Origin of the sequence: Kluyvera cryocrescens NBRC 102467, from assembly GCF_001571285.1 — a bacterium.
Classification (GTDB): Bacteria; Pseudomonadota; Gammaproteobacteria; order Enterobacterales; family Enterobacteriaceae; genus Kluyvera; species Kluyvera cryocrescens.
The window spans coordinates 92,361-117,706 of sequence record NZ_BCTM01000017.1 but is presented as its reverse complement, the minus strand read 5'-3'; the positions used below and the strand labels follow the sequence as shown (position 1 = coordinate 117,706).

General features: G+C 51.5%; 28 protein-coding genes, 1 tRNA gene and 1 riboswitch. Of the genes, 11 read left to right on the top strand and 18 right to left on the bottom strand.

Annotation, left to right across the window (positions count from 1 at the left end):
- Nucleotides 1-20: 20 nt before the first annotated feature.
- The 5 genes from KCR01S_RS13910 to KCR01S_RS13895 form a co-directional block, all read right to left on the bottom strand.
- Nucleotides 21-671, bottom strand: a complete 651-nt coding sequence (locus KCR01S_RS13910) for an ABC transporter permease (protein WP_244886211.1) — start codon at nucleotides 669-671, stop codon at nucleotides 21-23.
- 27 nt (nucleotides 672-698) lie between these two features.
- Nucleotides 699-851 carry a hypothetical protein gene (locus KCR01S_RS25640; RefSeq protein WP_244886210.1) on the bottom strand — a complete coding sequence of 51 codons (153 nt, stop codon included), beginning with the start codon at nucleotides 849-851 and terminating at the stop codon, nucleotides 699-701.
- Nucleotides 852-860: 9 nt separating this feature from the next.
- Nucleotides 861-2,207 carry an LLM class flavin-dependent oxidoreductase gene (locus tag KCR01S_RS13905; RefSeq protein WP_061283307.1) on the bottom strand — a complete coding sequence of 449 codons (1,347 nt, stop codon included), beginning with the start codon at nucleotides 2,205-2,207 and terminating at the stop codon, nucleotides 861-863.
- Between the two features lie 143 nt (nucleotides 2,208-2,350).
- Nucleotides 2,351-3,670 (bottom strand): voltage-gated chloride channel family protein, encoded by a 1,320-nt coding sequence (locus KCR01S_RS13900; RefSeq protein ID WP_061283306.1) that lies wholly within the window; start codon nucleotides 3,668-3,670, stop codon nucleotides 2,351-2,353.
- Between the two features lie 70 nt (nucleotides 3,671-3,740).
- Nucleotides 3,741-3,802, bottom strand: a riboswitch (Fluoride riboswitch).
- 44 nt (nucleotides 3,803-3,846) lie between these two features.
- Complete coding sequence (locus tag KCR01S_RS13895; RefSeq protein WP_061283305.1) at nucleotides 3,847-4,311, bottom strand: Lrp/AsnC family transcriptional regulator; 465 nt, start codon at nucleotides 4,309-4,311, stop codon at nucleotides 3,847-3,849.
- A 140-nt stretch (nucleotides 4,312-4,451) separates the two neighbouring features.
- On the opposite strand from KCR01S_RS13895, the gene KCR01S_RS13890 reads away from it, so the two are divergent.
- Nucleotides 4,452-5,063 (top strand): LysE family translocator, encoded by a 612-nt coding sequence (locus KCR01S_RS13890; RefSeq protein ID WP_061283304.1) that lies wholly within the window; start codon nucleotides 4,452-4,454, stop codon nucleotides 5,061-5,063.
- A 35-nt stretch (nucleotides 5,064-5,098) separates the two neighbouring features.
- On the opposite strand, the gene KCR01S_RS13885 is transcribed toward KCR01S_RS13890, so the two are convergent.
- The 4 genes from KCR01S_RS13885 to KCR01S_RS13870 form a co-directional block, all read right to left on the bottom strand.
- On the bottom strand, nucleotides 5,099-5,371 hold the full coding sequence (locus tag KCR01S_RS13885) for a GNAT family N-acetyltransferase (protein ID WP_061283303.1): 273 nt from the start codon (nucleotides 5,369-5,371) through the stop codon (nucleotides 5,099-5,101).
- A 10-nt stretch (nucleotides 5,372-5,381) separates the two neighbouring features.
- Nucleotides 5,382-5,615 (bottom strand): 4Fe-4S mono-cluster protein YjdI, encoded by a 234-nt coding sequence (gene yjdI / locus KCR01S_RS13880; RefSeq protein WP_061283302.1) that lies wholly within the window; start codon nucleotides 5,613-5,615, stop codon nucleotides 5,382-5,384.
- Between the two features lie 68 nt (nucleotides 5,616-5,683).
- Nucleotides 5,684-6,217 carry a hypothetical protein gene (locus tag KCR01S_RS13875; RefSeq protein WP_061283301.1) on the bottom strand — a complete coding sequence of 178 codons (534 nt, stop codon included), beginning with the start codon at nucleotides 6,215-6,217 and terminating at the stop codon, nucleotides 5,684-5,686.
- A gap of 176 nt (nucleotides 6,218-6,393) precedes the next feature.
- A complete protein-coding gene (locus KCR01S_RS13870) occupies nucleotides 6,394-7,089 on the bottom strand; it encodes an oligogalacturonate-specific porin KdgM family protein (protein ID WP_052282023.1) in 696 nt (231 codons plus the stop codon).
- A gap of 624 nt (nucleotides 7,090-7,713) precedes the next feature.
- Between KCR01S_RS13870 and KCR01S_RS13865 the strand changes: the two genes are divergently transcribed.
- From KCR01S_RS13865 to KCR01S_RS13855, 3 genes are all read left to right on the top strand, one after another.
- On the top strand, nucleotides 7,714-7,971 hold the full coding sequence (locus KCR01S_RS13865; protein WP_052282022.1) for a YjhX family toxin: 258 nt from the start codon (nucleotides 7,714-7,716) through the stop codon (nucleotides 7,969-7,971).
- Nucleotides 7,972-7,981: 10 nt separating this feature from the next.
- Entirely contained in the window at nucleotides 7,982-8,698 is a 717-nt protein-coding gene (locus KCR01S_RS13860; RefSeq protein WP_072277150.1) for an SAM-dependent methyltransferase, read from the top strand.
- Between the two features lie 166 nt (nucleotides 8,699-8,864).
- The gene (locus KCR01S_RS13855; protein ID WP_061283300.1) at nucleotides 8,865-9,641 is read left to right on the top strand and encodes an SDR family NAD(P)-dependent oxidoreductase; all 777 of its coding nucleotides are present in this window, start codon (nucleotides 8,865-8,867) and stop codon (nucleotides 9,639-9,641) included.
- Nucleotides 9,642-9,685: 44 nt separating this feature from the next.
- Here the strand turns inward: KCR01S_RS13855 and KCR01S_RS13850 are convergent, their stop codons facing one another.
- Nucleotides 9,686-10,054 (bottom strand): hypothetical protein, encoded by a 369-nt coding sequence (locus KCR01S_RS13850; protein ID WP_061283299.1) that lies wholly within the window; start codon nucleotides 10,052-10,054, stop codon nucleotides 9,686-9,688.
- A gap of 103 nt (nucleotides 10,055-10,157) precedes the next feature.
- Between KCR01S_RS13850 and KCR01S_RS13845 the strand changes: the two genes are divergently transcribed.
- Complete coding sequence (locus KCR01S_RS13845; protein ID WP_061283316.1) at nucleotides 10,158-10,910, top strand: DeoR/GlpR family DNA-binding transcription regulator; 753 nt, start codon at nucleotides 10,158-10,160, stop codon at nucleotides 10,908-10,910.
- 52 nt (nucleotides 10,911-10,962) lie between these two features.
- Here KCR01S_RS13845 and KCR01S_RS13840 read toward each other — a convergent pair whose 3' ends face one another.
- From KCR01S_RS13840 to KCR01S_RS13830, 3 genes are all read right to left on the bottom strand, one after another.
- Nucleotides 10,963-12,486: a phosphoethanolamine transferase gene (locus KCR01S_RS13840; RefSeq protein WP_061283298.1), complete on the bottom strand. Its 1,524-nt coding sequence runs from the start codon at nucleotides 12,484-12,486 to the stop codon at nucleotides 10,963-10,965.
- Between the two features lie 295 nt (nucleotides 12,487-12,781).
- Entirely contained in the window at nucleotides 12,782-14,395 is a 1,614-nt protein-coding gene (locus KCR01S_RS13835) for a mechanosensitive ion channel family protein (RefSeq protein WP_061283297.1), read from the bottom strand.
- Between the two features lie 237 nt (nucleotides 14,396-14,632).
- Entirely contained in the window at nucleotides 14,633-15,337 is a 705-nt protein-coding gene (locus tag KCR01S_RS13830; protein ID WP_156478764.1) for a hypothetical protein, read from the bottom strand.
- A 275-nt stretch (nucleotides 15,338-15,612) separates the two neighbouring features.
- Here KCR01S_RS13830 and psiE point away from each other — a divergent pair, with 275 nt between their 5' ends.
- Nucleotides 15,613-16,026 carry a phosphate-starvation-inducible protein PsiE gene (gene psiE / locus KCR01S_RS13825; RefSeq protein ID WP_061283295.1) on the top strand — a complete coding sequence of 138 codons (414 nt, stop codon included), beginning with the start codon at nucleotides 15,613-15,615 and terminating at the stop codon, nucleotides 16,024-16,026.
- A gap of 319 nt (nucleotides 16,027-16,345) precedes the next feature.
- Nucleotides 16,346-16,915: a hypothetical protein gene (locus KCR01S_RS13820; protein ID WP_061283294.1), complete on the top strand. Its 570-nt coding sequence runs from the start codon at nucleotides 16,346-16,348 to the stop codon at nucleotides 16,913-16,915.
- 216 nt (nucleotides 16,916-17,131) lie between these two features.
- Here KCR01S_RS13820 and KCR01S_RS13815 read toward each other — a convergent pair whose 3' ends face one another.
- The 4 genes from KCR01S_RS13815 to KCR01S_RS13800 form a co-directional block, all read right to left on the bottom strand.
- Nucleotides 17,132-17,806, bottom strand: a complete 675-nt coding sequence (locus tag KCR01S_RS13815; protein WP_061283293.1) for a hypothetical protein — start codon at nucleotides 17,804-17,806, stop codon at nucleotides 17,132-17,134.
- A 508-nt stretch (nucleotides 17,807-18,314) separates the two neighbouring features.
- Nucleotides 18,315-18,388, bottom strand: a tRNA-Gly gene (locus KCR01S_RS13810).
- Nucleotides 18,389-18,468: 80 nt separating this feature from the next.
- Nucleotides 18,469-19,212 carry an amidase activator ActS gene (gene actS / locus KCR01S_RS13805; RefSeq protein WP_061283292.1) on the bottom strand — a complete coding sequence of 248 codons (744 nt, stop codon included), beginning with the start codon at nucleotides 19,210-19,212 and terminating at the stop codon, nucleotides 18,469-18,471.
- A 74-nt stretch (nucleotides 19,213-19,286) separates the two neighbouring features.
- Nucleotides 19,287-20,180 (bottom strand): LysR family transcriptional regulator, encoded by an 894-nt coding sequence (locus tag KCR01S_RS13800; protein WP_061283291.1) that lies wholly within the window; start codon nucleotides 20,178-20,180, stop codon nucleotides 19,287-19,289.
- Nucleotides 20,181-20,351: 171 nt separating this feature from the next.
- On the opposite strand from KCR01S_RS13800, the gene KCR01S_RS13795 reads away from it, so the two are divergent.
- From KCR01S_RS13795 to idi, 4 genes are read left to right on the top strand one after another with little or no spacing between them, the layout of a single operon-like run.
- A complete protein-coding gene (locus tag KCR01S_RS13795) occupies nucleotides 20,352-21,830 on the top strand; it encodes a UbiD family decarboxylase (RefSeq protein WP_061283290.1) in 1,479 nt (492 codons plus the stop codon).
- 12 nt (nucleotides 21,831-21,842) lie between these two features.
- Nucleotides 21,843-22,430 (top strand): UbiX family flavin prenyltransferase, encoded by a 588-nt coding sequence (locus KCR01S_RS13790; protein WP_061283289.1) that lies wholly within the window; start codon nucleotides 21,843-21,845, stop codon nucleotides 22,428-22,430.
- 15 nt (nucleotides 22,431-22,445) lie between these two features.
- The gene (locus tag KCR01S_RS13785) at nucleotides 22,446-23,162 is read left to right on the top strand and encodes a DUF554 domain-containing protein (RefSeq protein ID WP_061283288.1); all 717 of its coding nucleotides are present in this window, start codon (nucleotides 22,446-22,448) and stop codon (nucleotides 23,160-23,162) included.
- A gap of 53 nt (nucleotides 23,163-23,215) precedes the next feature.
- The gene (gene idi, locus KCR01S_RS13780) at nucleotides 23,216-23,764 is read left to right on the top strand and encodes an isopentenyl-diphosphate Delta-isomerase (protein ID WP_061283287.1); all 549 of its coding nucleotides are present in this window, start codon (nucleotides 23,216-23,218) and stop codon (nucleotides 23,762-23,764) included.
- 62 nt (nucleotides 23,765-23,826) lie between these two features.
- Here the strand turns inward: idi and lysS are convergent, their stop codons facing one another.
- Nucleotides 23,827-25,344 (bottom strand): lysine--tRNA ligase, encoded by a 1,518-nt coding sequence (gene lysS, locus KCR01S_RS13775; protein ID WP_052282005.1) that lies wholly within the window; start codon nucleotides 25,342-25,344, stop codon nucleotides 23,827-23,829.
- Between the last annotated feature and the right edge of the window lie 2 nt (nucleotides 25,345-25,346).

Sequence of the window (25,346 nt, the reverse complement as noted above, 5' to 3'; positions counted from 1 at the left end):
AAAAAACAGGTGCAAAAAATTTATTGATTACGCGTGTTCCAGCGACACAGGCGGCGCTGTAAAAACACCAGAATGGCGTTCGCTAATAACCCGGCGAATGCCAACAGAAATATGGCGGCAAACATCATGGGGATTTGGAAGTTATATTGTGCATTCATAACGCGGAAACCGATTCCTTGGTTGGCACCAATCATCTCAGCCGCAATCAGCAGCAGCAGCGCAGTGGTCGCCGACAGGCGCAAGCCAACGAAAATAGAGGGCACAGAGGCCGGTACAATCACCCGGTAGAACAGCGTCAATCGACCGGCACCAAAGGTTTTCGCCATCTCAAGGAGCTTCGCGTCCACCTCTTTCACGCCGCTAATGGTCGACAGTAAAATCGGGAACAGCGCCGCCCAGAAGATCACGAACACTTTAGAGGTTTCCCCCAGTCCCAGCAGCAGAATAAAGATCGGATACAGCGCGAGTGCCGAGGTCTGACGGAAGAGTTGCAGGATAGGATCCAGCGCCTGCTCCAGCGGGCGAATTTGGCCCATAAATAGACCCAGCGGAATACCCACCACAATGGCGGCAAAGAAGGCCAGCCCGGCGCGCTGTAGGCTAATCGTAATATCGCCTAAGAGTGCGCCCTGGGTAATGCCGTTCCACAGCGCCACAATAATTTTATCCAACGGCGGGATCACCGCCGCGTTCAGCCATCACGCGCTGCTGGCGATTTGCCAGCCGGCGAAGAACAGCACCAGCAGGCCGTAGCGGGCAATCAGCGACAGGCTGCGCTGATACCAAACCTTATACGCAGACGTCGTCTGACGACGGGCTCTCAGACGGATTCGGGTGGTGGAATAGAACATAGTACCTCCTCAAGCCACTTTGGCATTGCGTACAGCGCTATAGCGGTTGCTGGCAAACGGCAGCCCCAGATTTTCGCGCAGCGTTTTGCCTTCATATTGGGTGCGGAACAATCCCCGTTTTTGCAAAATGGGCACCACCAGCTCGATAAAATCATCCAGCCCACCCGGCAGCCAAGGTGGCAACACGTTGAAGCCGTCCGCCGCTTCGTTTTCAAACCACGCTTGCAGCGTATCAGCCACCTGCTCCGCGCTGCCCACCACGGTGAAGTGACCGCGTGCGGTCGCCACCCATTGATAGAGCTGACGAATAGTAAAGTTGTTCTCATCAGCAATCTGGCGGATCAGCTCGGGGCGGGATTTCATCCCTTCGGTCACCGGCAGCGGCGGCAATGGGCCATCCGGATCGAATTTCCCCAGGTCGATTCCGCCCCCCGCCAGACCGTTCAGCAGGGCGATACCATCGGCTTCAACAATCAGCGAGGTTAGCTGGTGATATTTTTCTTTTGCCTCTTCTTCGGTGCGACCGATAAACGGTGCCACGCCCGGCATGATCAGGACGTGATCCGGGTTGCGGCCGGCGGCTCTGGCCCGTTTTTTAATATCGCGATAGAAATCCTGTGCGGTTTCCAGATGCTGATGCGAAGTGAAGATCACTTCTGCGGTGGCGGCCGCCAGCGATCGCCCGCTTTCGGACTGCCCGGCCTGAACGATCACCGGTTGGCCCTGCGGTGAACGCGGTACGTTTAATGGCCCGCGAACCTTAAAGAATTTCCCGACATGGTTGGTGTCATGCACTTTACTGCGGTCGAAGAACTGGCCTGAGGCTTTATCACGCAGGAAAGCGTCATCTTCGAAGCTATCCCACAGTTTTTTCACCACTTCAACGTGTTCCGTCGCGCGCTGGTAGCGATATTCATGCGGGTGCTGAGTGTCGAGATTAAAGTTATGCGCCGCGGCTTCCGTTGCGGTCGTCACCACGTTCCAGCCGGCGCGACCGCCGGAGATTAAATCCAGCGAGGCGAACTTACGCGCCAGGTTGTAGGGTTCTTCATAGGTTGTGGAGGCGGTAGCGATGAAACCGATATTTTTGGTCAGCGGTGCCAATGCGGAAAACAGCGTCACCGGCTCGAAGCCGGCCACTTTTGCCGTGCCGCCATCGGTGACACCGGAAGCTGGAATGGCCAGACCGTCGGCCAAAAAGTAGGCATCAAATAAGCCGCGTTCGGCGGTTTGCGCGAGCTGTTTATGAAATTCGAAACTGGTTGCGCCATCGGCGGGTTGGTTCGGGTGACGCCACGCCGCAATATGCTGGCCGCCGCCGGGAAGAAAAGCACCTAACTTGATTTGTCTGCTCATTCTGGGTTTCTCCTGATTCGTTGCCGGAATAGTGGGCTGGAACCAAGATAGCCAGAATGAGCCGCCATTCTGAAATAACAATTATTGAGTACGTTATTTACATTTTCGCAATAAGAAATCCATTCCGTTACAAAAATCCGTTATTAGCGCTCTGCTTTCGCTTTATCATGACTCACTTCAGGCTGCGTCTGTTCACGCTGCCAGGCCGGTAGCGCCGCGAGCTTAATCCCCTCTGGTACGATGCGGTGTTTCAGACAGGCCACTCGCTGAGAGCGGTAAATGCTGGTATAGCCCGATACCAGGTACGCCACCACGCAGCCCATTGCAGCGTAAATACCGATATCGGCGCCGAAGAGTTCAATCGCCATAAGGGTTGAGGCAATCGGTGTATTGGCCGCACCGGCAAAAACCGCTACAAAGCCGATACCGGCCAGGAAGGCAAAGGGCAAATGCAGCAGCGGCGCCAGCGCATTACCCAACGTCGCGCCAACGTAAAATAGCGGCGTCACTTCCCCACCTTTAAAACCACTGCCTAACGAAGTGACGGTAAACACCAGTTTGCCAAGAAAATCCCACGGCGCCAGCGGATGCTGGAACGCATCGACAATCACCGGGATCCCGAGGCCAATATAGCGGTCGGCATGCAGTAAATAGACTGCCACAGCGACGACTAGCCCGCCGATAAATGGCCGCAGCGGTGGGTAAGCGATGTGCGTTTTCATCATGGCGCCAATCACACGCGTGGCATCGGCAAAAATGCGCGCCGCCAGGCCAAAACAGCAGCCCGCAATCATCACCGCCGCAAGGGTCCACAGCGACATTTGCGGAATGAACGCCATCGCATAGTGCGTATGATGAACACCCCACATCAGCCCAACCTGGTCGGCAACAATCGCCGCCAGCAGACAGGGGAAAATCGCCGTGTAGTGCATCCGCCCTATCGCCATCACTTCAAGGCCAAAAATCGCCCCGGCGAGCGGCGTACCAAACACCGAAGAAAACCCAGCGCTCACGCCGGCCATCAGTAGCATTCGCCGCGCGTCGTCATTGAGCTTGAGCGGCGAGGTAAACTGGTCGGCAATCGATGCCCCCATTTGTACCGCCGTACCTTCACGCCCAACCGAGGCGCCAAACAGATGTGAAACCACCGTACCAAGAAACACCAGCGGCGCCATCCGCAGTGGGATAACCCGCGCCGGGCTATGCACCTCTTCGAGGATCAGATTGTTGCCTGCCTCCACGTCGCGACCAAAGCGCAGATAAACCCAGCCCACGGCAAAACCGGCAAACGGCAGCAGCCAGATAAGCCAATGATGGTGGAGACGGGTCGCGGTTGCCCAGTCGAGCGAGAAGAGAAACAGCGCAGAGGCCGAGCCGACAAAGACGGCCATGACCAGGGCCAGCAGCAGCCATTGCCCCATAAAGAAAAGCGTATTTTTACGAGCGAAGTGTTCAGAAAGCATTGACGCATCCTTAGATGAATAAATCATCCTGGACGCGGTAGAGGTGTGCCTGTTCATTCCCGGTCCAGGAATAAAAACAGGCATCATCAGCCACACGGCGGTTCAAGGGGGTATGCCATCCCCTGTGTGAGAATATTAGCACACGAATCGTTTCAGCTTAAAGTGTGATGACGCGATTATTTCAGCGTTTCCAACGGGAATGGCCGATCCTGTACGACCGTTTTCATCACCAGCGTTGAGCGCAGGTGCTGTACGCCTGGCATCGCCGACAGCTTTTGATCATAGAGTTTCTGGAAAGCGGAAAGATCGCGCGTCACCACCTGCATCAAATAATCCGGATCGCCAAACAGCCGTTGCGCCAGCACGATCTGCGGGATCTCCTCCACGGCCTCCTCAAAAGCGCTGACCGCCTTTTTATCGCCTTCTTTTAACGTTGCAAAGACCAGTGCGACAAAGTTAAAGCCCATTTTTCCAGGATCGAGGTTCGCGCGATATCCGGTAATCACCCCATCCTGCTCGAGCGCCCGCAGGCGTCGATGACATGGAGAAAGGCTTAAATTCACCCGCTCTGCCAGTTCGGTAATAGATAAACGCCCATCGGCCTGTAGTTCAGCAAGAATTTTTCGATCAATGTTATCCATTTAGAAGATTCTCTCATTTGATACGCAATTCCAGCATAACATTGAAAGCTCATTGCGCCGTATTCCCGATATTCTTTCGTTAACGCAGCAGGCGAGAGAATAGAGGGTAACGCAATGAAAAATAAAGGAAGGTGTAGAGAATGGAAATGAGTCTGGTGGCCGGATTCTGGATGGTTTCATTTCTGCTAATCATGACGCCCGGTGCGGATTGGGCCTACACCATCAGCGCCGGGATCCACGGACAGCGCATTATTCCTGCCGTTGCCGGGCTAATGTCTGGCCATCTGCTGGCAACCCTGGTGGTGGTGGCGGGGTTAGGCGTGCTGATTGCCGGGCATCCGCTGGCGCTGTCAGCAATTACGCTTTTGGGCGCATGTTATTTACTCTGGCTTGGGATTTCACTGTTGCGCCATCCGGCGACGGTTTCCACCGCGCGACAGCTCAGCGGCGGCTGGAATCAGTGGGCATTGAAAGGATTGTGCATCAGTGGCTTAAATCCAAAGGTCTTTTTACTGTTTCTAGCGCTGCTGCCGCAGTTTACTGACCCGCACGGTCAATGGCCGATTGCCATGCAGATGTCGGCACTTGGGCTAATGCATCTGCTAACCTGCACCATCATCTATTTACTGGTGGGCTATGGTTCGCGGGCGCTGCTGGCCAGTCGTCCACAGGCGGCCAGGGCGGTAAGTCGATTCTCGGGGGGATTAATGGTCGCGATTGCGGCGCTGCTATTGTTTGAACAGATCCGCTGAAAAGAAGCTGCGCCAGCCAACGCTGGCGCAGAGATTCAGGCACGAATATCATCGTAATCGCGGGTGTTATCAAACTCATGTTTGGCGAACGGGCACAGCGGAATAATTTTGCGCTGTTCCTGACGCATTTTGGCCACCACTTTTGCCACCAGTTGCTTACCCACACCCTGCCCTTTCAGGCTCTCATCGACATCGGTGTGTTCAATAATGCTCAAGTGTTCGCCGGTAGGGACAAACACAATCTCAGCAACCTGATTACCGTCAGCATCGTTGACGTAAAACTTGTTATGGCCTTCCAGAATTTCCATATGTTCTCACTTAGTCATGATGACGGTACTTAAGGGCCCCGCTTGGGCAGGTATCAATCACGCGCACCACCGTGGCAACGTCAACTTCATCCGGGATAATCCACGGTTTACGTTTCAGGTTGAACAGCTTACCGCTGCCGCGAACGCAGTTACCGGAGTGCTGGCAAATGGCCGTATTGAAGTAGACATCAATCTTCTCCCCGGTGTAGACGCGATAACCCGCGTCCTGTAGTTCCTTATCCATGACATTGCCTCTATTTTTTATTTATCTTCGAGACTAAGCATAGACCTCTCACCGGTGAAAATCGTCAATCATTTTACCGTCACTTCATTACGAATGCGGTTCTGAAACTCGGTGGACTGGGCGGCAAACTTCTGCAGTTTATCGTTGAGTTCGGCGATCACCCGCTGGCCGTCGCTCGAGCGTCCATACAGGTAGTCAAAATACACCGTACAGTCGGCTATCTTGCATAGCTTGGCGTAGTCGTCCTGAAGATGGGGAAAATAGATGAAAATCAGTGCTTTAATTTTCGAATGCAGATGAGTGTTATCACCGTTGATGCTGGCCTGGGTCCCGCGATATTCCGCATCCTGCTTTTTCTTTATCTTGGCGAGGAAGAAATGGATGCTCGCAATACGATGCGTGTGCCACTCAATTTCCATCGCTAACAGCTCTTCATATTTCTGCAGCGTTTTCTGATGTTTTTCCTCCTCTCGTTTTAGCTCGAATTCATTCAGCATTTTCTTCTCTATTTTCATTTCAGTGCGCATGATGAGAAACCATCCTCCGCCCAGAACCAAAACACTGACGATCAGAAGTAATAAAACAACCATTGCGCTATCCATACACGAGCCCCTTCGAGAATGTGAAAACAAATGACCTCGTGTAAGAGCGACACAACTGAGCAGGAATATTAAAAAATATATGCCAATGCTAAAAAACAACGTAGATGAGGTTTATCGCAAAACAGAAGGGAGAGAACCCCGACGGTTTGCCGGGGAGTCTCTAATCGCGGATTGAATTAGAAGGAGTACGCGACACCAACGCGGAAACGGGTCTGGCGGTCATCGCGGTCGTTAACGCCAACGTTACCCACTTCGCCGTATGGCGCCCAGTTTTTGTCGATTTTGTACGCCACTTTGACGTTATATTCCTGAGAATACGGCTTGTTATTGTTACGCGCGTTGCCTTCCGTACTGCGTGCGTAAACGTAGTTCAGCTCAGTACGCCAGTCGCCGAATACATAGCCTGCCCACGCATCACCACGGTTAACTTTATCATCGTCTTTATTCGCATTTGACGGATAACGGGTGTAGTCATAACGATAACGCGCTGCTACGTAGAAGCCATTATCGAAGCTGTATTGCACGCGCAGATTTGGTTTATAGATAGAACGGCTGTCGTTACTTTCAATATTGAAACCAGGCTGCACAGAGAAGTTTTTGTTGAACTTGTACTGATAGCTAATCGATTCTTCGTGGCCGTTACCAATAAAGTCTGCGTACGGCTTATCGGTATTATCGCCGCCAGATTTCCACTTCGCTTCTACAGAGAAGCCGAAACCATTGGCAAAACGGTGAGAGACTGAAACACGGTCGGCGTTTGTTTTATCTGTCTTGCCGCCATCGATAAATTCGTGACGTAAATCAACTGTTACTGCGGATGCAGCGAAAGACGCGCCACATAAAGCCATCATGACCAGAGATTTTTTAAACATTCAATAACCCTCAATTGGAATCATGTTTCATTTTTATGAAACTGAATTTTATTTTTTTAAGAAAAATATTTTAGTGATCAAGATCGTAAAGATTTATTTCAAAGCCTGGTGAGGTTAAATGACGTGATGAGGTTCAAGTTAATAGCACTTGACGGGGTCAAATTAATGGCATGGATCACACCATAAGTTAATTTACAGTAAGCTTACATAACTTTAGATAGGTAAATTAATCATTTAAAATCAATGATAAAGAGGAAAAGATAACATCCGTTATTTGTTTTTGGTTAATAATTAACTATCACAACAATATAAAACCGAAGAATAATCCTAAGTTAAAATACATATTTGATACACATTCCAGCCGGATCCAGATGGCAAATCCGGTCCCTTTCTGGATCACATTTTCAGGACAAAATCGTTATCGCAGAAAATATCCGTGTTATCGTAGTACGGTTATTTCTTTGTTACGCACTTCGAGGCCTGCATGCTGGAGAATGTCATCATCAGATAATCAGCTACCCGACCTATTCAGGCCGGACTGATTATCGCTGCGCTTAAACCTTACGCTTTCACCTGCGGGTGATGGCTCGTTTTTGCACATGATGATTAAACAGGTTCTTCAGTATGAATTTATCCCGCCAGGAACAACGTACCTTACACGTTCTCGCCAAAGGTGGCCGCATCGCGCACGTCCGCGATAGCTCAGGCCGCGTCACCTCCGTTGAATGCTACAGCCGTGAAGGATTCTTGCTCAGCGACTGCACGCTCAGCGTATTCAAAAAACTCAAAACCAAAAAATTGATTAAATCCGTCAATGGGCAGCCTTACCGTATCAATACCACCGGGCTGAATAACGTTCGTGCCCAAACGGATAACCGTTAAGGAGCCTATCATGACCACACACTTTCCTTTTACCGATAGCTACAGCACCGCTCTGCTCCAGGAAGGCATGATGGGGCCTAACGCCATGCGTATTATGGAAGAGCTGACGGCAAGGCTGGATATCCAGCCGGATATGCGCATTCTCGACCTTGGCTGCGGAAAAGGCCTCTCCTCGATTTTGCTGGCAGAAAAATATGCGGCGACCGTGTTCGCCGCTGACCTGTGGATTTCCCCCACGGAAAATGCGCAGAGCTTTGCCGGGCTGAAGCTTGAGAAGCAGATATTTCCACTGCTTGTCGATGCCACGCAGCCCCTCCCATTCGCCGAGGGGTATTTCGATCTCATCGTCAGCGTCGATGCTTATCAATACTTTGGTGGCAATGACGTCATGTTGGGAAAACTGCTGCCCTACCTAAAGCCCGGTGGACAAATTGCCGTCGCTGTACCGGGATTTATCGGCGACTATTCACCGGAAAATCTGCCGGATATCGTCAAACCATTCTGGACTCCAGAATGGTATTTCTACTCCTGCGCGTGGTGGCGCGCGCTGTGGCTGAAAGAGTCAGGGCTGCAACATTTCAGCCTGCGAGAAATGGACTGCTGCCAGCAGGCATGGGATGAATTCATGCTGTGCCCGATGGCCCAGGAGACGATGGTACCGATCATGGATGCGGGCGCTGGGCGCTACTTTAACGTCATTGCGCTAAGCGGTCGTCGGCCACAATAAGCCCCTATTCGCCCTTCTTTATGGAGGGCGGATTTCATCACGAGAAAGTTTTTCTTTATCGTGATGCTATTTCTTCTGATTCGTCAGCCTCGCGCATCCCTGCCATTATCTCCCCATCACAAGCGGCGTACCGCGGCTTGATTCTATTTTGCATACGAGGTTAACGATGAACGCATTCTTTGCCGGTAAAAAACTGTTAGTGGTGGGTGGCACCAGCGGTATGGGGTTTGAGACGGCGAAAAAAGTTCTGCAAAACGGCGGCAGCGTCGTACTGGTGGGCAATCGTCAGGAAAAAGCGGAGCAAGCTCGCCGGACGCTTTCCGGGTACGGGCAGGTTGATATCATCGTCGCCGATCTGATGACCGACGCCGGTATGCAGCAGGTCACTGAAACCGTCAATGCTAAACATAAAGATATCAGTCTGCTGGTCAATGCTGCCGGCGTATTCTTCCCGAAACCGTTCACCGAACATGAAGCCACCGATTACGACATGTACATGAGCATTAACCGCGCCACCTTCTTTATTACTCGTGACGTGGTGCGCAACATGGTGGCGGCGGGCATTAAGGGCGCTATCGTCAATATCGGTTCAATGTGGGCACAGCAGGCCATTGGGGCTACCCCATCCTCCGCCTACTCAATGGCGAAAGCCGGCCTGCACGCGTTCACCAAAAACCTGGCGATTGAACTTGGCGGCAACGGAATTCGCGTCAACGCGGTCTCCCCGGCGGTGGTGCATACGCCGATTTATGAAGGCTTCATCCCGAAAGATGATGTCAGCGAAGTGATGACCAGCTTCGATAGTTTCCATCCCATTGGCCGCGTGGGAACCGCAGAAGACATCGCCGAAACCGTGGCCTTCTTACTGTCGGATAAAACCGACTGGGTTACCGGCGCTATCTGGGATATCGACGGTGGCGTAATGGCCGGACGCAACGGCTGATGAATCTCGCGCATGCTCATGTACGAGCATGCGCATTTTCTTTGTTACGCCGCATTATCCGGCACATCGTCAAGCGTGTAATAGATCGCCAGCTTAAGCTCACGGGCAATACGCACATCGTTATCCGCACCGATCGATGCCCCTTCAATACGTAAAACCGCATCACAGCGCGTCAACAGCCGGTGCGCGACAGGATAAAGAAACGCCTCGCTGATCTCATCGCCGATAACCTTTGCGCCTGCCGCTGCCGAAAGCGGGAACGCCAGCCATTCGCCAATCACCGGAATATGTCCCTTACGATAGACCGCCAGCGCGGCCTGCTCCATACGTGCCAGGTTCTCATGTATTTGTCGCTCATCACCGTTGGTACCACTTCTAACGGGACCAGCAATCAATACGATCATGCTCTTCATTTGTACTCTCCTGAGGTGTTGTTATTCTCTGTTGCAGGTGACAGCGCCCAACCTATCATGCATAATCGTGCATATTCAAGATCAAACGCGCAAAGAGGGCATGATGTTAGCCAGCCAAAGAAAGCAGCATATTCTGGAGATACTCGCCCGGGATAAACAGGTTCATTCAACCGAACTTAGTCAGCGTTTTAGCGTTTCTGAAGACTCTATCCGTCGCGATCTCCGTGAGCTGGCCGCAGCCGGTCTGCTGCAGCGGGTACACGGCGGCGCGCTGCCGGTTTCTGCAGCCATCGCGCCATTCGAAACAAGAAAAACCGTGCAGATAGATGCAAAACGAAGCGTCGCACAGAAAGCAGCTGCACTGATTGGCCCAGGCCAGGTGGTTATCATTGACGGGGGGACAACCACAACGGAGATGATTAAGCTGCTGCCGCAGGAGATGCCATTTACCGTCGTCACCCACAGCCCAAACATTGCCGTCGGGTTGATTGACTACCCGGCGATTGAGGTCATTTTGCTGGGGGGCACACTGTTCAAACATTCGGTGGTCACGATGGGGACCGCCATGACCGAAGCCGCCCATCGTATCAATGCCGACCTGTACTTTATGGGCGTCACGGGCGTGCACCACAGTGCCGGATTCACGACCGGGAGTTTTGAGGAGGCGGGGGTGAAGCGGTTATTAAGCCTGAGGGCTTCAGAGACCATTGTGATGGCCTCGCAGGAGAAAATTAACGCGGCCTCCGCTTTCGCTATCGGTGATTTGAGTCTCGCCAGCACGCTGGTTGTGGAGAGCGAACTGGATAAACCACTCGCCGAGGCATTAGCGCGGCACCGCGTTTCGGTGATCTTTTAGTTCAATAGTACGAGTCTAGTGCCTCAGTTTTAGCTGAGGCACACAGGTTTTCTTATTGCGTTAATACGCTTGAGATATCAATCGCCGGGTCGTCCACTTTGTACGGCTGCTGGCTTAATCCAAAATCATTGGTGTCAGAAACGCCATCAAAGAGATCGTAAGGTTGGATTTTCTCTGCGCGAATCCCCATCCAGCTAGCCAGCCCATTTACAAACAGTAAACCCGACTTCTGTGAAGAGATCACTTTCCGCTCACGATCGTCCGATGATATTTTCACCAGCGGAATATCATGATGATATTTACTGACATAGTTGTTATTCAGTTGAATCACACCGTCAACGTCGCGATGAGCCATACCATGATCGGAGAAATAAATCATCGAGAAACTCCGTCCATGGTTATTTTGTGTAATAACGTGATGCAGATTTTCCAGGAACATATCCGTTTGTTTGATGCTGGAAACGTAGCACGCAATATAGCTATCGACTTTATTGGTTACGGTGATCGGGTCTTTCATGCCTTCAATACGATCGCAAGCATGCGGATGCGATCCCATGGTATGAATCACGAATAAACGCCGCTTCGCTGTCTCTTGTTTAATAATAGGCTTTAATATTCGCAGCATAGCTGTATCAGGGATATTACGCTCATTATACCCCTGAAATTTGGTGAAATAGCTTTTATCACTTTTCTTGGCAATCGCTGATATTGGCGTATCCCACTGGCCAAATTGTCCCTGATTTGAGATCCAGTAGGTGCTAAAACCCGCTTTATTCGCTAAGCCAATCAGATTGCGATTATAGTTTGGCGTCCACTTTTCGGTATCGCCCAAGGTCAACATTAAACGCAGTGAACCAATTGTATAAGTTCCAGCAGATTCCAATCCATTGACAATAACGCCCTTGGTCGAGTCGAGGAACGGTGTATTCTTCACCGGGTATCCATAGGTATGAAAGTAGTCACGACGGGCGCTTTCGCCGATCACCAGATAGTAGTCATCGTATTGATTTTTCCCGGTTTGCTTAACCGTCTGCCAATCATTTCTGTTGACGTATTTCTCAAGCTCACTGTTTTCTTTCTCCACTTTCGCCACCGATGCTTTTGTTTCGCTTAAGAACAAAAATGCCCCTGAAGAACAGAATGAGAGGACGGCAAAAGACAAAATGAACAGCTTGTTGTTACAAGGTTTGATATTAAAGCGCAGGGCTATTCGATTGAGAATAAAAGGCGCAACCAGCAGCACCACCGTATACAAATATGCCTTAAGTGGAATTAATCGCAGAAATTCCAGCGACTCGCCCACGGTAGTGGCAAACAATGATGCAACATACTGATAGGTTGGGTATCCGTACGTCAGACCAATCGGTGCGTAGAGCGTCAGAATAAATAAGAACGGAATGGTAATCAGAAATGTTCTTTTCGCCGTAAAAAGAAAAGAACAGAGACCGGTTAACAACAGAACATTAACAACTTCCGGACGCCAATCTCCCGTCGCGCGTAATAAAAAACGCGAATAAAGATAGAGCGCGGTGAAGAAAAAAAGAACAACGAGGTTGTTTTTATATCGACTAAACATTTTTATGGGCAAATTTATTCGAGTGGCGGATTGTACTCCTGGAAATATTAACCCTCAACCCAATAGGTGAAATCCCAGCAAAAACTCTTATATATAGTAGTTTTTAACGAATAATAACAATATGTTCGCCAATAAAGTTAGCTGTCACATAATCATCATGATTATTATTTTTTAGATATTTATTATCTGTATCACAACACACGGACTCTTTATTCAACATCAGCCACTAAAATTGATAACGATTATTTTCCCTAACTTGCAATACATCTGGCAATCATGACGGTAGCGTCTTGCATCATTTGCTGGCTTCCGGCGGTACCGCTGGCGCGGGATACCAATCTTCGCGCCCCACCATCACCGCACCTTTGGGCTGCATGACAAAATTCGGCGACATAATCTGCACGCCAAATTCATTAAAAACATCCTGAATATTGCTATGCAACTCGTTACGGGCATCGGCCAGAGACTGCCCCACCACCAGCCTGACCTGAAGCTCGTAAGCAATATACCAGTCCATCAGGCTCAACTGGCGAACCAAAGGCGGCTGTGAAAGATCAATACCCTTCGCCCGTTTAGCGGCCAGCTCCAGCATGGCGTGGACCTGCCGCCAGGGGGTGTCGTAACCAATCGTCACGCTGACCGTCAGGTTGACGCCGCCCTCAGCGCTTTGCGCGCTAAGGTTCGTAATTTTTCCGCTCACCACGACCGCATTCGGCACCGTCACTACATAGTTTTCGCGGGTGATAATTTTGGTCGCCAGCATACCGATTTCGCTCACCTGCCCTTCGTTATCCGCAATTCGGATAACGTCTCCTTTCCGTAAAGCGCGGGAGTAAATCAGTACTAACCCGCTCATGGCATGGTTCATTACGCCCGCCGAGCCTAATGTCAGCATCAAGCCAAAGAAGACGCTAATGCCTTTAAACGCCAATGAGTTTGCGCCAGGCAAGAAAGGATATGCGGCAGAAAGTGCAAATAGCCATACCACCACCGATATCAGCTTGCGGGTAGCACTGACCGTCTCTGGATGAATACCGGGAAGCTGTAATCGCCCCGCGGCCACCTGGTCGAGAATCACTTTAAGGAGTTTCAGGATGAACGCGGTAATCACCACAATGATGAGAACAATCATTAGGCCAGGAAGAGCCGAGACAATCGACATGGCGATATCGCGGATGACGCGGATAGACCACTCGCCCAATGATTCTCCCCACACGCGCGTCCAGGGAAACAGGCTAAACGCCCAGCTCAGCCAAACATACAGCGCGACAATAGCCAGCAAGATCATCAGCAGCGCGTAGAGTCGCGTTTCAATTGCGCCGATAAAACGCCGCCAGCTCAGGGGAACCCAACTGCGATTCTCAATAATCCGCCGCTGATAAAAACGCCGGACGCCGCGCCAGGAGCGGTATGCGCCATACCAGAGCAGCAACATGCCCAACAGTCCCGCGACGGTTTTCAACGCCGAAAGGGCCAACCTGCTGCTGTCATACTGGTCGCGAAGTGCCGTACGCTGGGTTTCCATTCTCGCCAGGACGCGCTGCGCGGCCTGATCCAGGGTCAGGTCATCCCCCTCATCCAGATCGCCCTGCGTTAGCAGCATTAGCGGTTTGCCATTCATGACGATCAGTCTGCCCGGCTGACCATAGCGGTTAACCGGTACAATCTTCAGTGGCTCGCGGACATCGGCTTCGGTGAAATGACGCAGCGTATTGCGAATGCGCAACACGCGCTCTTCTGGGGTGGTGAGGCCAAATGTTGCCTGCAGCATGACAATCGGCTGATGGAATATATATACCGTCCTAGCGCGCTCTTGTTCGCTAGGATCCTGGCGGGGCTCCGCGGCCAGCGCGGTGAAAACAGATGACATCAATAAACACGTCAAAACAGCGAGCAGTATCCTGTTCATATCCGCCACCGGGCACAAGAGCGTTATCATTATTATGCAAAGGGCCCCCCAAAGACTGAGGGCACGTTTTCAGCATAGCCCAGCCTTCCTGCGACGCAATGTTGTGCCGAGATCTAAGATAACGCTTGCGCATTGGCAGAGACGAATTGCCTGCGGCGGGCACACTTTTATATGCGTGCCGTATGTTAATTAAACTGCATTGCCACGCGGCGCCCCGCGTCTTGTCTATTCCTGAAATTAACCACGAGTCTCCTGGTGCAGCGCGGGATATTGATGCTGGCAAAGGGTGTTAACGGTACGCGTATGGCTTTTAATCCCCGTATGAAGGTAAACCGATTTCCCCTCATTAACCCAGAAACTGTCTCCCGCCTGCGCCTGCGCATTAAAGAGCGTGGCCCCTGGGTACATCTCGCGTAAATAACCGCTGCTGAGGCCAAACCATTGCCGTGAAAGATCCCTGAACGCCTGAGTGGTTAATAATTTTCCGCCGAGACGTTCACAGTGTTTACGCGCCTGCGAGGTATTGGCATCAATGACGCCATCTCCCGTCAGCCAGGTTTTGACATAAAAAGAAAAGGCCTGCGATTGCCCGGTTTTACGATTGTGGATCACCAGCGTTGTTGCTCTTTCATCGGCCTTCGGTTGTCTGACCATCCGCAGCGTCACCCGCCCTTCGTGATGAGGTTTTACCTCCAGCCAATTACGGCTCACGCGAAAAGTCAGGTCATTAAGATTTAAAAATTTGCTATTACTGCTCATGGTGACGGATGCCCCCACGAAGCCAGAGGTCAGGATATCCGCCGTGCGATATCCGGGCATACTGGGAGAATGAAAGCTGATTTTCTTCAGGTAGTCGGCGGTGCCGGCCGCTTTCTCATTCGCAATAACGCCAAAAGGTAACATTAACGGTAGAACGGCGCAGACGAGCATTGGAGCTTTCATTGTTGACCATTCACTAAATAAAGAGAGGTTAAGTATGCAGAGTAGAGTCTTTTCCCGCCTTTCAAAGCAAATTTACACGTTCTGAATAAATGGGTTATCTCGCTAAAAAACCAGACAAAACTGACTTCCGCCGCCAATGAAATGAGGTTATGCCATCAGCCCCTTTGCATTTCCCTCAATGGCCGAGCACTTCACACGCCATGACGCCCCTTGCCACCCGTTTTGCGCATTCTGTCTATACTCACGTTAAGTAAAGCGCCGCATCGGGCAAGAAAATGCGAACAACTCTAAACGCCTCATTTACCACGACTATCCCTGCAGTCCTCCAGTGGGTATTAAATATTGGTATGCTGTGCCTGGCCGTTATCCTGCTGGTTTTTCTTGGTAAAGAATCCTGGTCTTTGGGAAAGACCTTTATTAATGCCGCCACGCTCAAGAGCTATGATTTTGTCGAAGGCTTATTGACGTGGTTTTTGTATTTCGAATTTATTGCCCTGATCGTGAAATACTTTCAGTCGGGTAGTCACTTTCCGCTGCGCTATTTCGTTTATATCGGCGTAACGGCAATTGTCCGTCTGATCATCGTACACTACGATTCACCGATTAACGTGCTGCTTTATTCTCTCTCAATTCTGATTCTGGTGATCACCCTGTGGGTGTGCAGCAGTTCTCGTCTGGCAGGGGATTGACCCAATAGCCAGACTACCACCACTTCGCTACAAGCCTCACTCGCTGGCGTGCAGTAAGGGGGAATGAGTCATCTCAACGTTCTATTTTGGCAATAAATGATGAAATAAAGACTCGACAAATTATTTGCTCAGCAGGCTAACGAATTAGCTTTCATTCGCAGGTCAATGACCCGCCAATATATACAAAACCCTTATTCTCTCTTTACATTAATTCACCATTCTCACTGTTAGAATTGGCACCTATTTATATCCAGGCTGAAATAACCCCTATTTTAATAGTGCTATTTTCAGTTTCTTTTTAAACCCTAAGGGTGAATCAATGCAGCAAAAGTTACTGACCGGCCACGTTGACCAGCGACTCTGGAATGGCATTATCCTCAAGGAGGGAGAGAGTAAACAATTTATTGAACTCCCCGCCGCGGTCCTTCCTCACGTTGAGCCAGGGCAATCCCTACGCCTGCTTTTTCGCAGACAGCAGTTGGTCAGGATCTTTAACGTTTCCACTAACCAATTATACGAAGCTGACTTCTTTGCCAATAAACCCCTGCGCCGCAAATATCAGATCCTTTTATTTTTACTGGTGGCCGTCATTTGCGGCATTCCGGCTATCGGGGCGTTATTTGGTCTGGCATTGATTGGCGGACTCATCGGAACCACCTTCAGGCGCAGTGAGTCTGGGGCATTACAGGTGGCGTTAGTCAGTACCGTGACGGCACTGCTCTATGTTGGAATGGGCGGATACCTGCTTATGACCGGGCAGTTTTTACTGGCCTTCGTGATCTGCACGATACTGGTTTTTGGTGCATTTATCTTCGCCAGAACCATCGGCGCAAAAGAGGCCCGGATTCTCGATAAAATGATCGTGGGCGAAACGACCGGGCTATCGTAGTAGCTCATCAGCCCGCACTACGCAGTGACAATAAATGAATGCCAAAGGCATCAGGGAATATAATCTTTGACGACGCTCTTGTATTGATAGCGGCGCTCTTTTAGTAAGAACTCATCACTCCCGCTAAAAGAAATAACCATACTAGTTTCAAAGCACCAGTGATGAATTAGCGCAACAGTAACGAGCCCATCAGCATTCTGATGGGCTCGTTGACGGTTATTTTTTTAACAGCCGAGGAAGTTGGTTTTCAAGCTCCAGCACGCAGGCATCCATCATTTTTTGCGTTTCCTGAGTAACCTTATCGTAATTATTGGCTCGCCACTCGCTCAATGGCGCCGTCTTACGGGTAGGCGCGCACTCGGACACAATAAATGCGCTAAACATATTCCCGCCCTCAGGTCGTTTGTAAAACTTCACCCGATAAGTTAAATCATAGTTGCTGTTGTTCGCGGACATATCAGTATAAACCAGTGACCACTGAGCGGCCGCAATAAACAGAGGCTGGGTATAAGCATAACCGTTAGCATTTTTTTCCAGCCAACTCTGGATTTTCATATCCGCTTTTGGCCCCAAATAGCGGGCGGTCGGCTCAGGCATCGCATCGATTGTCGTCCCTTTATAATTGTCCTTATCAAAGGCTCCACTGCTGATCACACCACCAAAAGCGGCGCCCAATACGGCTAACCCCATTCCAGCCCCTGAGTGCATTGGCGTAACTTCGCGTAGCTTTATGTCCGGATGGCGGTTATCGTTCATGTCTTCAGGTGCAAAGATAGTTGCAACATCCAGTGAACCACCACTAACCGACTTCACCTTATGTGAGTTATTATTTCCTGCACAGCCAACGATAAATACCAAAGGAAGTACACCCGCCATTAATACCTTTATCATGATCAAATTTCCATTTCTTTAAGATAATATTGATTATTATATTGGTTGCGAACAGGAAAAATATCATAGCTGAATAACACGCAGAAGCCATATTTATTCTTTTAAAATAAAAACAGCGATGTCTGGAAAACCGCGATAATAACATCTGACTTTAGCGCCATCTCATTATCGATTTAACCAGAGCCTATAATAAGTCAGGGAATAAGGATTTGCATAAACCCCTGCTTATCACTTAAAAATAGCCGGGAGAAATTATTGATATCGAAATAATAATTCCCATGCGTGATGGTTTATTCATTTTTGTTCGCGGCATTAGGATACTAAAAAAGGACTTTCCTGCAAGTACAGATATTGGTGGGGTTTTAAGTGAAATTCCTCTAGCATCGTTAGGAATATCGCTTACCGCGCGAATACATCCGAATGGGGAACGTTGAGTCCAACAAACCATAGAACCGTTGCGCTTTTGCTATCTGGGTTAGTTTGAATTGGATTGGCTTAATGAGGTTTTTGGAGCGGGCGAAGGGAATCGAACCCTCGTATAGAGCTTGGGAAGCTCTCGTTCTACCATTGAACTACGCCCGCAAAGGTGTGCGAGGAGCATTATAAACTTTACTCCTCGTCTGGCAAGGCTTTACGTGACTAAGTGACGATAAATTAACCGTTTAGCACTTCGGCTTACTGCCCTGCGGCGGTAGATAACGCAGCGGGTCGATAGCCGTCGCACGATAGCGAATCTGGAAGTGCAGCCTAACAGAATCAGCGTCAGAGCTACCCATCGTGGCAATCTGTTGGCCAATCTTCACGTTTTGCCCGTTATTCACCATCAGCTTATCGTTGTGCGCATAGGCGGTGATGTAATCTTCATTATGCTTAATCATCACCAGGTTACCGTAGCCGCGTAGCTGGTTGCCGACATAGACCACCTTACCTGCGCCAGCCGCATAAACCGGTTGGCCGCGGCTACCGGCAATATCAATCCCTTTGTTGCCGCCTTCCGAAGTGGAGTAAGTCATGACCACTTTGCCACTCGCCGGCCATCGCCAGCAGCGTTGGCCCACAGGAGGCCAGGACGATTTCGGTACCGCTGATGATGGCGTGACTTTTGCCGTCTGGGAGGATGACTTTTTGCTGCCTGACGATTTCGACGCCCCGCTAACCTTCAGCTTTTGCCCAATCTCAATGGTATAAGGCGGAGAAATACCGTTCATGCGCGCCAAATCCCGCACGCTGGTTCCTGTCATGCGAGAAATACGCGAAAGCGTATCGCCTCGTTTCACGGTGTAAACCGAACCACTGTAGCTGCCCTCTGATTTGGACGAGTTACCCGCACAACCAGAGAGTGCGAACCCAATAATCAGGCACATCAACAGGCGGATTGGGGAAGTGATTTGGCGTCCTGCTCGCAAAACGAATCCTCAGGTAATGAATGGTGGGGCTCTATCATAGCAGGGTAACGACGGATGCTAAACCACCCGTCGCGCTAGCGCCCGGGAAAGGGATAGCCTTCAGCTACCAGTTCCATGACCTGCGAGCACCAGTTAACGCCCGGCATTTTCACCATCGCCGGATAAAATATCTGCGGCGAAGGGAAGACATCCACGACGTAACACTGTTTAAGCGTCTCTGCACACACCTCTGATGAAGGCAGCAATGTTGCGGCGGCAAGACCTGACTCCAGCCAATCGAGGATCACCCCAGGCTGGGTAATATGCATGATAACTTTAGGGTCGACGCCGGATTTTCGGAACAGATCGATGAGCATTTCATAGGTACCGGAATCTTTCGCACGGTGAAGCAACACCAGCGGCATCTGGCCCAGCGCATGATAATCAAACGGGTTCGCCGGCGGTTCGGGCAGGCACTGCTTATTAATGACGGCCACCAGCTTAACCGGGTCGAAGGAGACGAAGTCAAATCCCTCACTGCGGTAAGGGCGCTGAATAAAAGCCAGATCGATAGCCCCTTCGTTTAACAGCCCCTCAAGGTGGCTGGAGTCCGTCACCGAGATATTAATTTCAATTTCCGGGTAGCGCTGATACAGCGCCAACAGCAGCGGCTTGAAGTAAGACTGAAAAAGATGGCTCATGCCAAAGCGAAAATAAGGCCGGTCTTTTTGCGCAATCTCCGTGGTTTCACGCGCGGCATCCTCCACCTGGCGCAGGATCTCGCAGGCTTTACGGTAGAGGAAAAAACCCGCCTCGGTGGGCTCAATACGGTTACCGTGACGTAAAAATAGCGGCGTGCGCAGTTCATCTTCCAATTCCTGAATACGCTTACTCAGCGGCGGCTGCGCCATATTCAGCACCTTTGCGGCCTGGCTAATGGACCCCTGCTCCACCACCCGACAAAAATACCGTAGTCGTTTTAAATCCATCTCGTACCCGTCTCCAGAATCGCATTATTTTAGTGTACGCATGATATTCCTACGGGTGTAGTCCCCTCTTTTTGATCTTCCCAGACCCAGCAAAACGGTATTTGCCCCTGAAAAGGGTAAGGAATAGGGTAAGCGCAAACATGCTTTCGCGATGATCAACAGGAATATACTGTGAAAAATACCCCTACCGTACGCGACCTCCGCTCGGCGCTGGCGCTGCTGAAAACGCTGCCGGGCGAATACGTTGAAACCGACACCGAAGTTGACCCACATGCCGAACTCTCCGGCGTTTACCGCTATGTGGGTGCCGGTGGTACCTGCCAGCGCCCAACGCGTAAAAACGGCCCGGCTATGGTATTCAATAAAATCAAAGGCTTTGATGATATCAGCGTCGCCATCGGCATTAATGGCTCACGTAAGCGCGTCAGCCACTTCCTCAACTGCCCGCCGGAGAAGTTGGGGCATCTGCTGAAAGACTCGGTGCAAAGCCCGATTCCACCGGTCCTGACGACGGGAAAAGCCGTCGCCCAGGAAGTGGTGCATCTGGCAACCGACGCTGATTTCGATCTCCGGACACTGCTGCCAGCACCGACCAATACGGAAGAGGACGCCGGCCCGTATATCACCATGGGGCTGTGCTACGCCTCCGATCCGCTGACCCACGAATCGGATATCACCATCCACCGCCTGTGCGTGCAAAGCCGCGACGAGCTCTCTATGTGGCTCACTCCCGGTCGTCATATTGATGCTTTCCGCATGAAGGCAGAAGAGCTCGGCCAGCCGTTGCCCATCTCAATTAGCATTGGCGTCGACCCGGCCATTGAGATTGCCGCCTGCTTCGAACCGCCGACCACGCCGTTGGGCTTTGATGAACTCAGCATTGCAGGTTCCCTGCGCGGCCAGGCGGTGGAAATGGTCAACTGCCTGACCATCAATGAAAAAGCCATTGCCCACGCCGAGATCATTATCGAAGGCGAACTGCTACCAAACGTGCGGGTGCGGGAAGATCAGAATACCGATACCGGGCGAGCGATGCCGGAATTTCCGGGCTATACCGGTGAATCAAAAGACGCGCTACCGGTTATCAAAGTGAAAGCCGTAACCCACCGCCATCAGCCAATCTGGCGTACTACCGTCGGGCCTGGCGAAGAGCATGTCAATATGGCGGGCATTCCAACTGAAGCCAGTATTCTCGACATGGTCGGCCGCGCAATGCCGGGCAAACTGCTGAACGTTTTCGCCCACTCGGCGGGCGGCGGTAAGCTACTTGCCGTGATGCAGTTTAAGAAATTCTCCCCGGCCGATGAAGGCCGCCAGCGCCAGGCCGCGCTGCTGGCCTTCTCCGCCTTCCCAGAACTCAAACATGTCATTTTGGTGGATGAGGACGTGGATATCTTCGACAGCGACGATGTGCTGTGGGCCATGCAGACTCGTTATCAGGGGGATATCGATACTCTCACCATTCCTGGCGTGCGCTGCCATCCGTTGGATCCTTCACAGGTGCCGGAGTACAGCCCGAGTATTTTGCAGCAGGGGATGTCCTGCAAAACCATTTTCGATTGCACCGTACCGTTCCATCTGAAGCATCACTTTGAACGTTCGAAATTTAAAGAAGTGGACGTTAAACGCTTCCTGCCAGACTTCGAGTAGGAGGAATCGACAATGACACCCCGCATCATTATCGGCATTAGCGGAGCATCCGGTTTTCAGTACGGCGTGAAAGCGCTGGAGCTGCTGCAACCGCTGCCGCTGGAAGTTCATCTGGTGGTTTCAAAAGGCGCTGAGAAAACCTGCGTGCTGGAAACCGACTATCGTCTGGATGAAGTGATGGCGATGGCTGACGTCGTACACCCGATAGGTCATCTTGGCGCATCTATCGCCAGCGGATCGTTTAAAACGCTGGGGATGCTGGTTGCTCCCTGTTCGATGCGAACGCTGGGTGCCATTGCCCATTGCCTTACCGATAATCTGCTGACGCGCGCGGCGGACGTGGTGTTAAAAGAACGCCGCCGTCTGGTGCTGCTGGCCCGCGAAACGCCGCTCAATCTTGGTCATATTCGCAATATGGCCGCCGTTACCGAGATGGGAGGGATCCTCTTCCCGCCGGTGCCGGCGCTTTATCAGCGTCCGCAGACCGCGGACGACATCATTACGCATAGCGTGAGTCGCGCCCTCGACCTGTTCGACATCGACGTGGAAAACATTCCACGCTGGGGCGAAGGATCGCTACGCCACGACGGCTCATGCTAAAAGGACACTATTTCCATGTTAATCGGCCCTTATGTAAATGGTTCCGCCATCATTATTGGCGGGCTTGTTGGTGCGCTGGCGGGAGGGAAGCTTCCGGAGCGCGTGAAAACGGCGCTGCCGATGACCTTCGGCCTCTGCTCCGTTGGTCTGGGTATCACCCTGGTGTTAAAAGTGAAATACATGCCTGCGGTGGTGCTGGCGATGATCGTCGGTGCGCTGATTGGCGAGCTGCTGCATCTGGAAAGCGGGATCGGCAAAGTTGCGGGCTCAACCCGTGGCCTAATCAATAAAGTACTGCCGCCGGTTCAAGGCTTAAGCCACGAAGAGTTTACTGAGAAGTTCGTGGCGATTCTGGTGCTGTTTTGCGCCAGCGGCACCGGCGTTTTCGGGGCAATGACCGAGGGCATGAGTGGCGATCCGTCGATCCTGTACATCAAAACCATTCTGGATCTGTTTACCGCCGGGATTTTTGCCACCCTGCTCGGCTACGCGGTGATGACTATTGCGATCCCGCAGTTAATTATCCAGCTGGCGCTGGCAATGCTTGCGGTTTTCCTGCTGCCGATGATTTCGCCGTCCATGATGGCGGACTTCTCCTGCGCTGGCGGTTTGCTGATGGTGGCCACCGGGTTGCGCATCTGTAACATTAAGCTTTTCCCGGTTGCCAACATGTTGCCAGGGCTTGTTTTGGTAATGCCTTTTTCCCATTTATGGGCTACGCTGGTCGCCTGAGTATATGACCCGGTGGGTTTATGCCGGGTCATCTTTCATTTTCAGGAGTAGTCATGACTGGCGAACATGTCATTTTGCTCGATGAGCACGATAAACCTTCAGGCATTCTGGAAAAGTACGCCGCTCACACCCTCTCCACTCCGCTGCATCTTGCCTTCTCATGCTGGTTATTCGATGACAGCGGCCAACTGCTGGCCACCCGACGTTCGCTGAGCAAAGTCGCCTGGCCCGGCGTTTGGACCAATTCAGTGTGTGGTCATCCACAGCAAGGCGAAACCTTCGAGCAGGCGATCACCCGCCGCTGTCGTTTTGAGCTAGGGGTCGAGATTGCCGACATTACCCCGATTGCCACTGACTTCCGCTATCGCGCCGTGGCGCCCAACGGTATCGTTGAAAACGAGGTCTGCCCGGTATATGCCGCGCGCGTGACCAGCGACGTGCAGGCAAACAATGATGAGGTCATGGAGCATCAATGGTGTGATTTGGCCGATACGCTGCAAGCCCTGACGCTGACGCCGTGGGCATTTAGTCCGTGGATGGTGATGGAAGCGGCGGACGAAAACGCGCGGCTGGCTTTTATCCGCTTCGCCAAACGAAGCTAGGCGCCAGAGCGCAGGCATAAAAAAACCCGGCATTGCCGGGTTTTTGCTTTTCGCAATGGCGATTATTTTACCGGACGCATTGCCGGGAACAAAATCACGTCACGGATGGTGTGGCTGTTGGTGAACAGCATCACCATACGGTCGATACCGATGCCCAGGCCAGCGGTTGGCGGCAGGCCATGTTCCAGCGCGGTAACGTAGTCTTCGTCGTAGAACATCGCTTCGTCATCGCCCGCTTCTTTCGCGTTAACCTGATCCTGGAAGCGCTGCGCCTGATCTTCAGCATCGTTCAGCTCGCTGAAACCGTTACCGATTTCGCGGCCGCCGATGAAGAATTCAAAGCGGTCAGTGATTTCTGGATTTTCATCATTACGACGCGCCAGCGGAGAAACTTCTGCCGGGTACTCGGTGATGAAGGTTGGCTGAATCAGGTGCGCTTCGGCAACTTCTTCGAAGATCTCGGTCACGATACGGCCCAGGCCCCAGCTCTTCTCAACGTGAACGCCAATGCTTTCAGCAATGGCCTTCGCGGAGTCGAAGTTATCCAGGTCAGCCATGTCGGTTTCTGGACGGTATTTCTTGATAGCTTCACGCATGGTCAGTTTTTCGAACGGCTTACCAAAGTCGAAAGTCTGGTCGCCGTAAGGCACCGCGGTGTTGCCCAGAATGTTCTGCGCCAGAGTACGGAACAGGGACTCAGTCAGTTCGATCAGGTCTTTATAGTCCGCATACGCCATATAGAGTTCCATCATGGTGAACTCTGGGTTATGACGAACAGAAATACCTTCGTTACGGAAGTTACGGTTAATTTCGAAGACGCGTTCGAAACCACCAACCACCAGACGCTTCAGGTACAGTTCCGGCGCAATACGCAGGTACATGTCCAGATCCAGCGCGTTATGATGGGTGATGAACGGACGGGCAGACGCACCGCCTGGGATCACCTGCATCATTGGGGTTTCCACTTCCATAAAGTTGCGGCCAACCATGAATTCACGGATGCCGGCCAGAATCTGGGAACGCACTTTGAAGGTGTTACGGGACGTATCGTTGGAGATCAGGTCCAGGTAACGCTGACGGTAGCGCGCTTCCTGATCCTGCAGACCGTGGAATTTATCCGGCAGCGGGCGCAGTGCTTTGGTCAGCAGACGCAGCTCGGTGCAGTGGATAGACAGTTCACCGGTTTTGGTTTTGAACAGTTTACCTTTTGCGCCCAGGATATCGCCGAGGTCCCATTTCTTGAACTGCTCGTTGTAGATACCTTCCGGCAGATCGTCACGGGCGACGTACAGCTGAATACGGCCGCCAACGTCCTGCAGGGTAACGAAAGACGCTTTACCCATAATACGGCGAGTCATCATACGACCAGCCACGGACACTTCGATGTTCAGCGCTTCCAGCTCTTCGCCTTCCTTGCTATCGAATTCAGCGTGCAGTTGGTCTGAGGTACGGTCACGACGGAAATCATTTGGGAACGGGATACCCTGCTCACGCAGTGCAGCCAGCTTCTCGCGGCGTGCCTTCATTTCGTTATTAAGATCGACTACCTCGTCAGCGCCTTGTGCGTTTTGTTCAGACATGT

Excerpts from the sequence above, each read along its gene's own strand:
- KCR01S_RS25640 (WP_244886210.1), bottom strand. The coding sequence starts at position 851 with ATGTTCTATTCCACCACCCGAATCCGTCTGAGAGCCCGTCGTCAGACG.
- KCR01S_RS13905 (WP_061283307.1), bottom strand. The coding sequence starts at position 2,207 with ATGAGCAGACAAATCAAGTTAGGTGCTTTTCTTCCCGGCGGCGGCCAG.
- KCR01S_RS13900 (WP_061283306.1), bottom strand. The coding sequence starts at position 3,670 with ATGCTTTCTGAACACTTCGCTCGTAAAAATACGCTTTTCTTTATGGGG.
- KCR01S_RS13895 (WP_061283305.1), bottom strand. The coding sequence starts at position 4,311 with ATGGATAACATTGATCGAAAAATTCTTGCTGAACTACAGGCCGATGGG.
- KCR01S_RS13890 (WP_061283304.1), top strand. The coding sequence starts at position 4,452 with ATGGAAATGAGTCTGGTGGCCGGATTCTGGATGGTTTCATTTCTGCTA.
- KCR01S_RS13885 (WP_061283303.1), bottom strand. The coding sequence starts at position 5,371 with ATGGAAATTCTGGAAGGCCATAACAAGTTTTACGTCAACGATGCTGAC.
- yjdI (WP_061283302.1), bottom strand. The coding sequence starts at position 5,615 with ATGGATAAGGAACTACAGGACGCGGGTTATCGCGTCTACACCGGGGAG.
- KCR01S_RS13875 (WP_061283301.1), bottom strand. The coding sequence starts at position 6,217 with ATGGATAGCGCAATGGTTGTTTTATTACTTCTGATCGTCAGTGTTTTG.
- KCR01S_RS13870 (WP_052282023.1), bottom strand. The coding sequence starts at position 7,089 with ATGTTTAAAAAATCTCTGGTCATGATGGCTTTATGTGGCGCGTCTTTC.
- KCR01S_RS13865 (WP_052282022.1), top strand. The coding sequence starts at position 7,714 with ATGAATTTATCCCGCCAGGAACAACGTACCTTACACGTTCTCGCCAAA.
- KCR01S_RS13860 (WP_072277150.1), top strand. The coding sequence starts at position 7,982 with ATGACCACACACTTTCCTTTTACCGATAGCTACAGCACCGCTCTGCTC.
- KCR01S_RS13855 (WP_061283300.1), top strand. The coding sequence starts at position 8,865 with ATGAACGCATTCTTTGCCGGTAAAAAACTGTTAGTGGTGGGTGGCACC.
- KCR01S_RS13850 (WP_061283299.1), bottom strand. The coding sequence starts at position 10,054 with ATGAAGAGCATGATCGTATTGATTGCTGGTCCCGTTAGAAGTGGTACC.
- KCR01S_RS13845 (WP_061283316.1), top strand. The coding sequence starts at position 10,158 with ATGTTAGCCAGCCAAAGAAAGCAGCATATTCTGGAGATACTCGCCCGG.
- KCR01S_RS13840 (WP_061283298.1), bottom strand. The coding sequence starts at position 12,486 with ATGTTTAGTCGATATAAAAACAACCTCGTTGTTCTTTTTTTCTTCACC.
- KCR01S_RS13835 (WP_061283297.1), bottom strand. The coding sequence starts at position 14,395 with ATGAACAGGATACTGCTCGCTGTTTTGACGTGTTTATTGATGTCATCT.
- KCR01S_RS13830 (WP_156478764.1), bottom strand. The coding sequence starts at position 15,337 with ATGAAAGCTCCAATGCTCGTCTGCGCCGTTCTACCGTTAATGTTACCT.
- psiE (WP_061283295.1), top strand. The coding sequence starts at position 15,613 with ATGCGAACAACTCTAAACGCCTCATTTACCACGACTATCCCTGCAGTC.
- KCR01S_RS13820 (WP_061283294.1), top strand. The coding sequence starts at position 16,346 with ATGCAGCAAAAGTTACTGACCGGCCACGTTGACCAGCGACTCTGGAAT.
- KCR01S_RS13815 (WP_061283293.1), bottom strand. The coding sequence starts at position 17,806 with ATGATAAAGGTATTAATGGCGGGTGTACTTCCTTTGGTATTTATCGTT.
- KCR01S_RS13800 (WP_061283291.1), bottom strand. The coding sequence starts at position 20,180 with ATGGATTTAAAACGACTACGGTATTTTTGTCGGGTGGTGGAGCAGGGG.
- KCR01S_RS13790 (WP_061283289.1), top strand. The coding sequence starts at position 21,843 with ATGACACCCCGCATCATTATCGGCATTAGCGGAGCATCCGGTTTTCAG.
- KCR01S_RS13785 (WP_061283288.1), top strand. The coding sequence starts at position 22,446 with ATGTTAATCGGCCCTTATGTAAATGGTTCCGCCATCATTATTGGCGGG.
- idi (WP_061283287.1), top strand. The coding sequence starts at position 23,216 with ATGACTGGCGAACATGTCATTTTGCTCGATGAGCACGATAAACCTTCA.
- lysS (WP_052282005.1), bottom strand. The coding sequence starts at position 25,344 with ATGTCTGAACAAAACGCACAAGGCGCTGACGAGGTAGTCGATCTTAAT.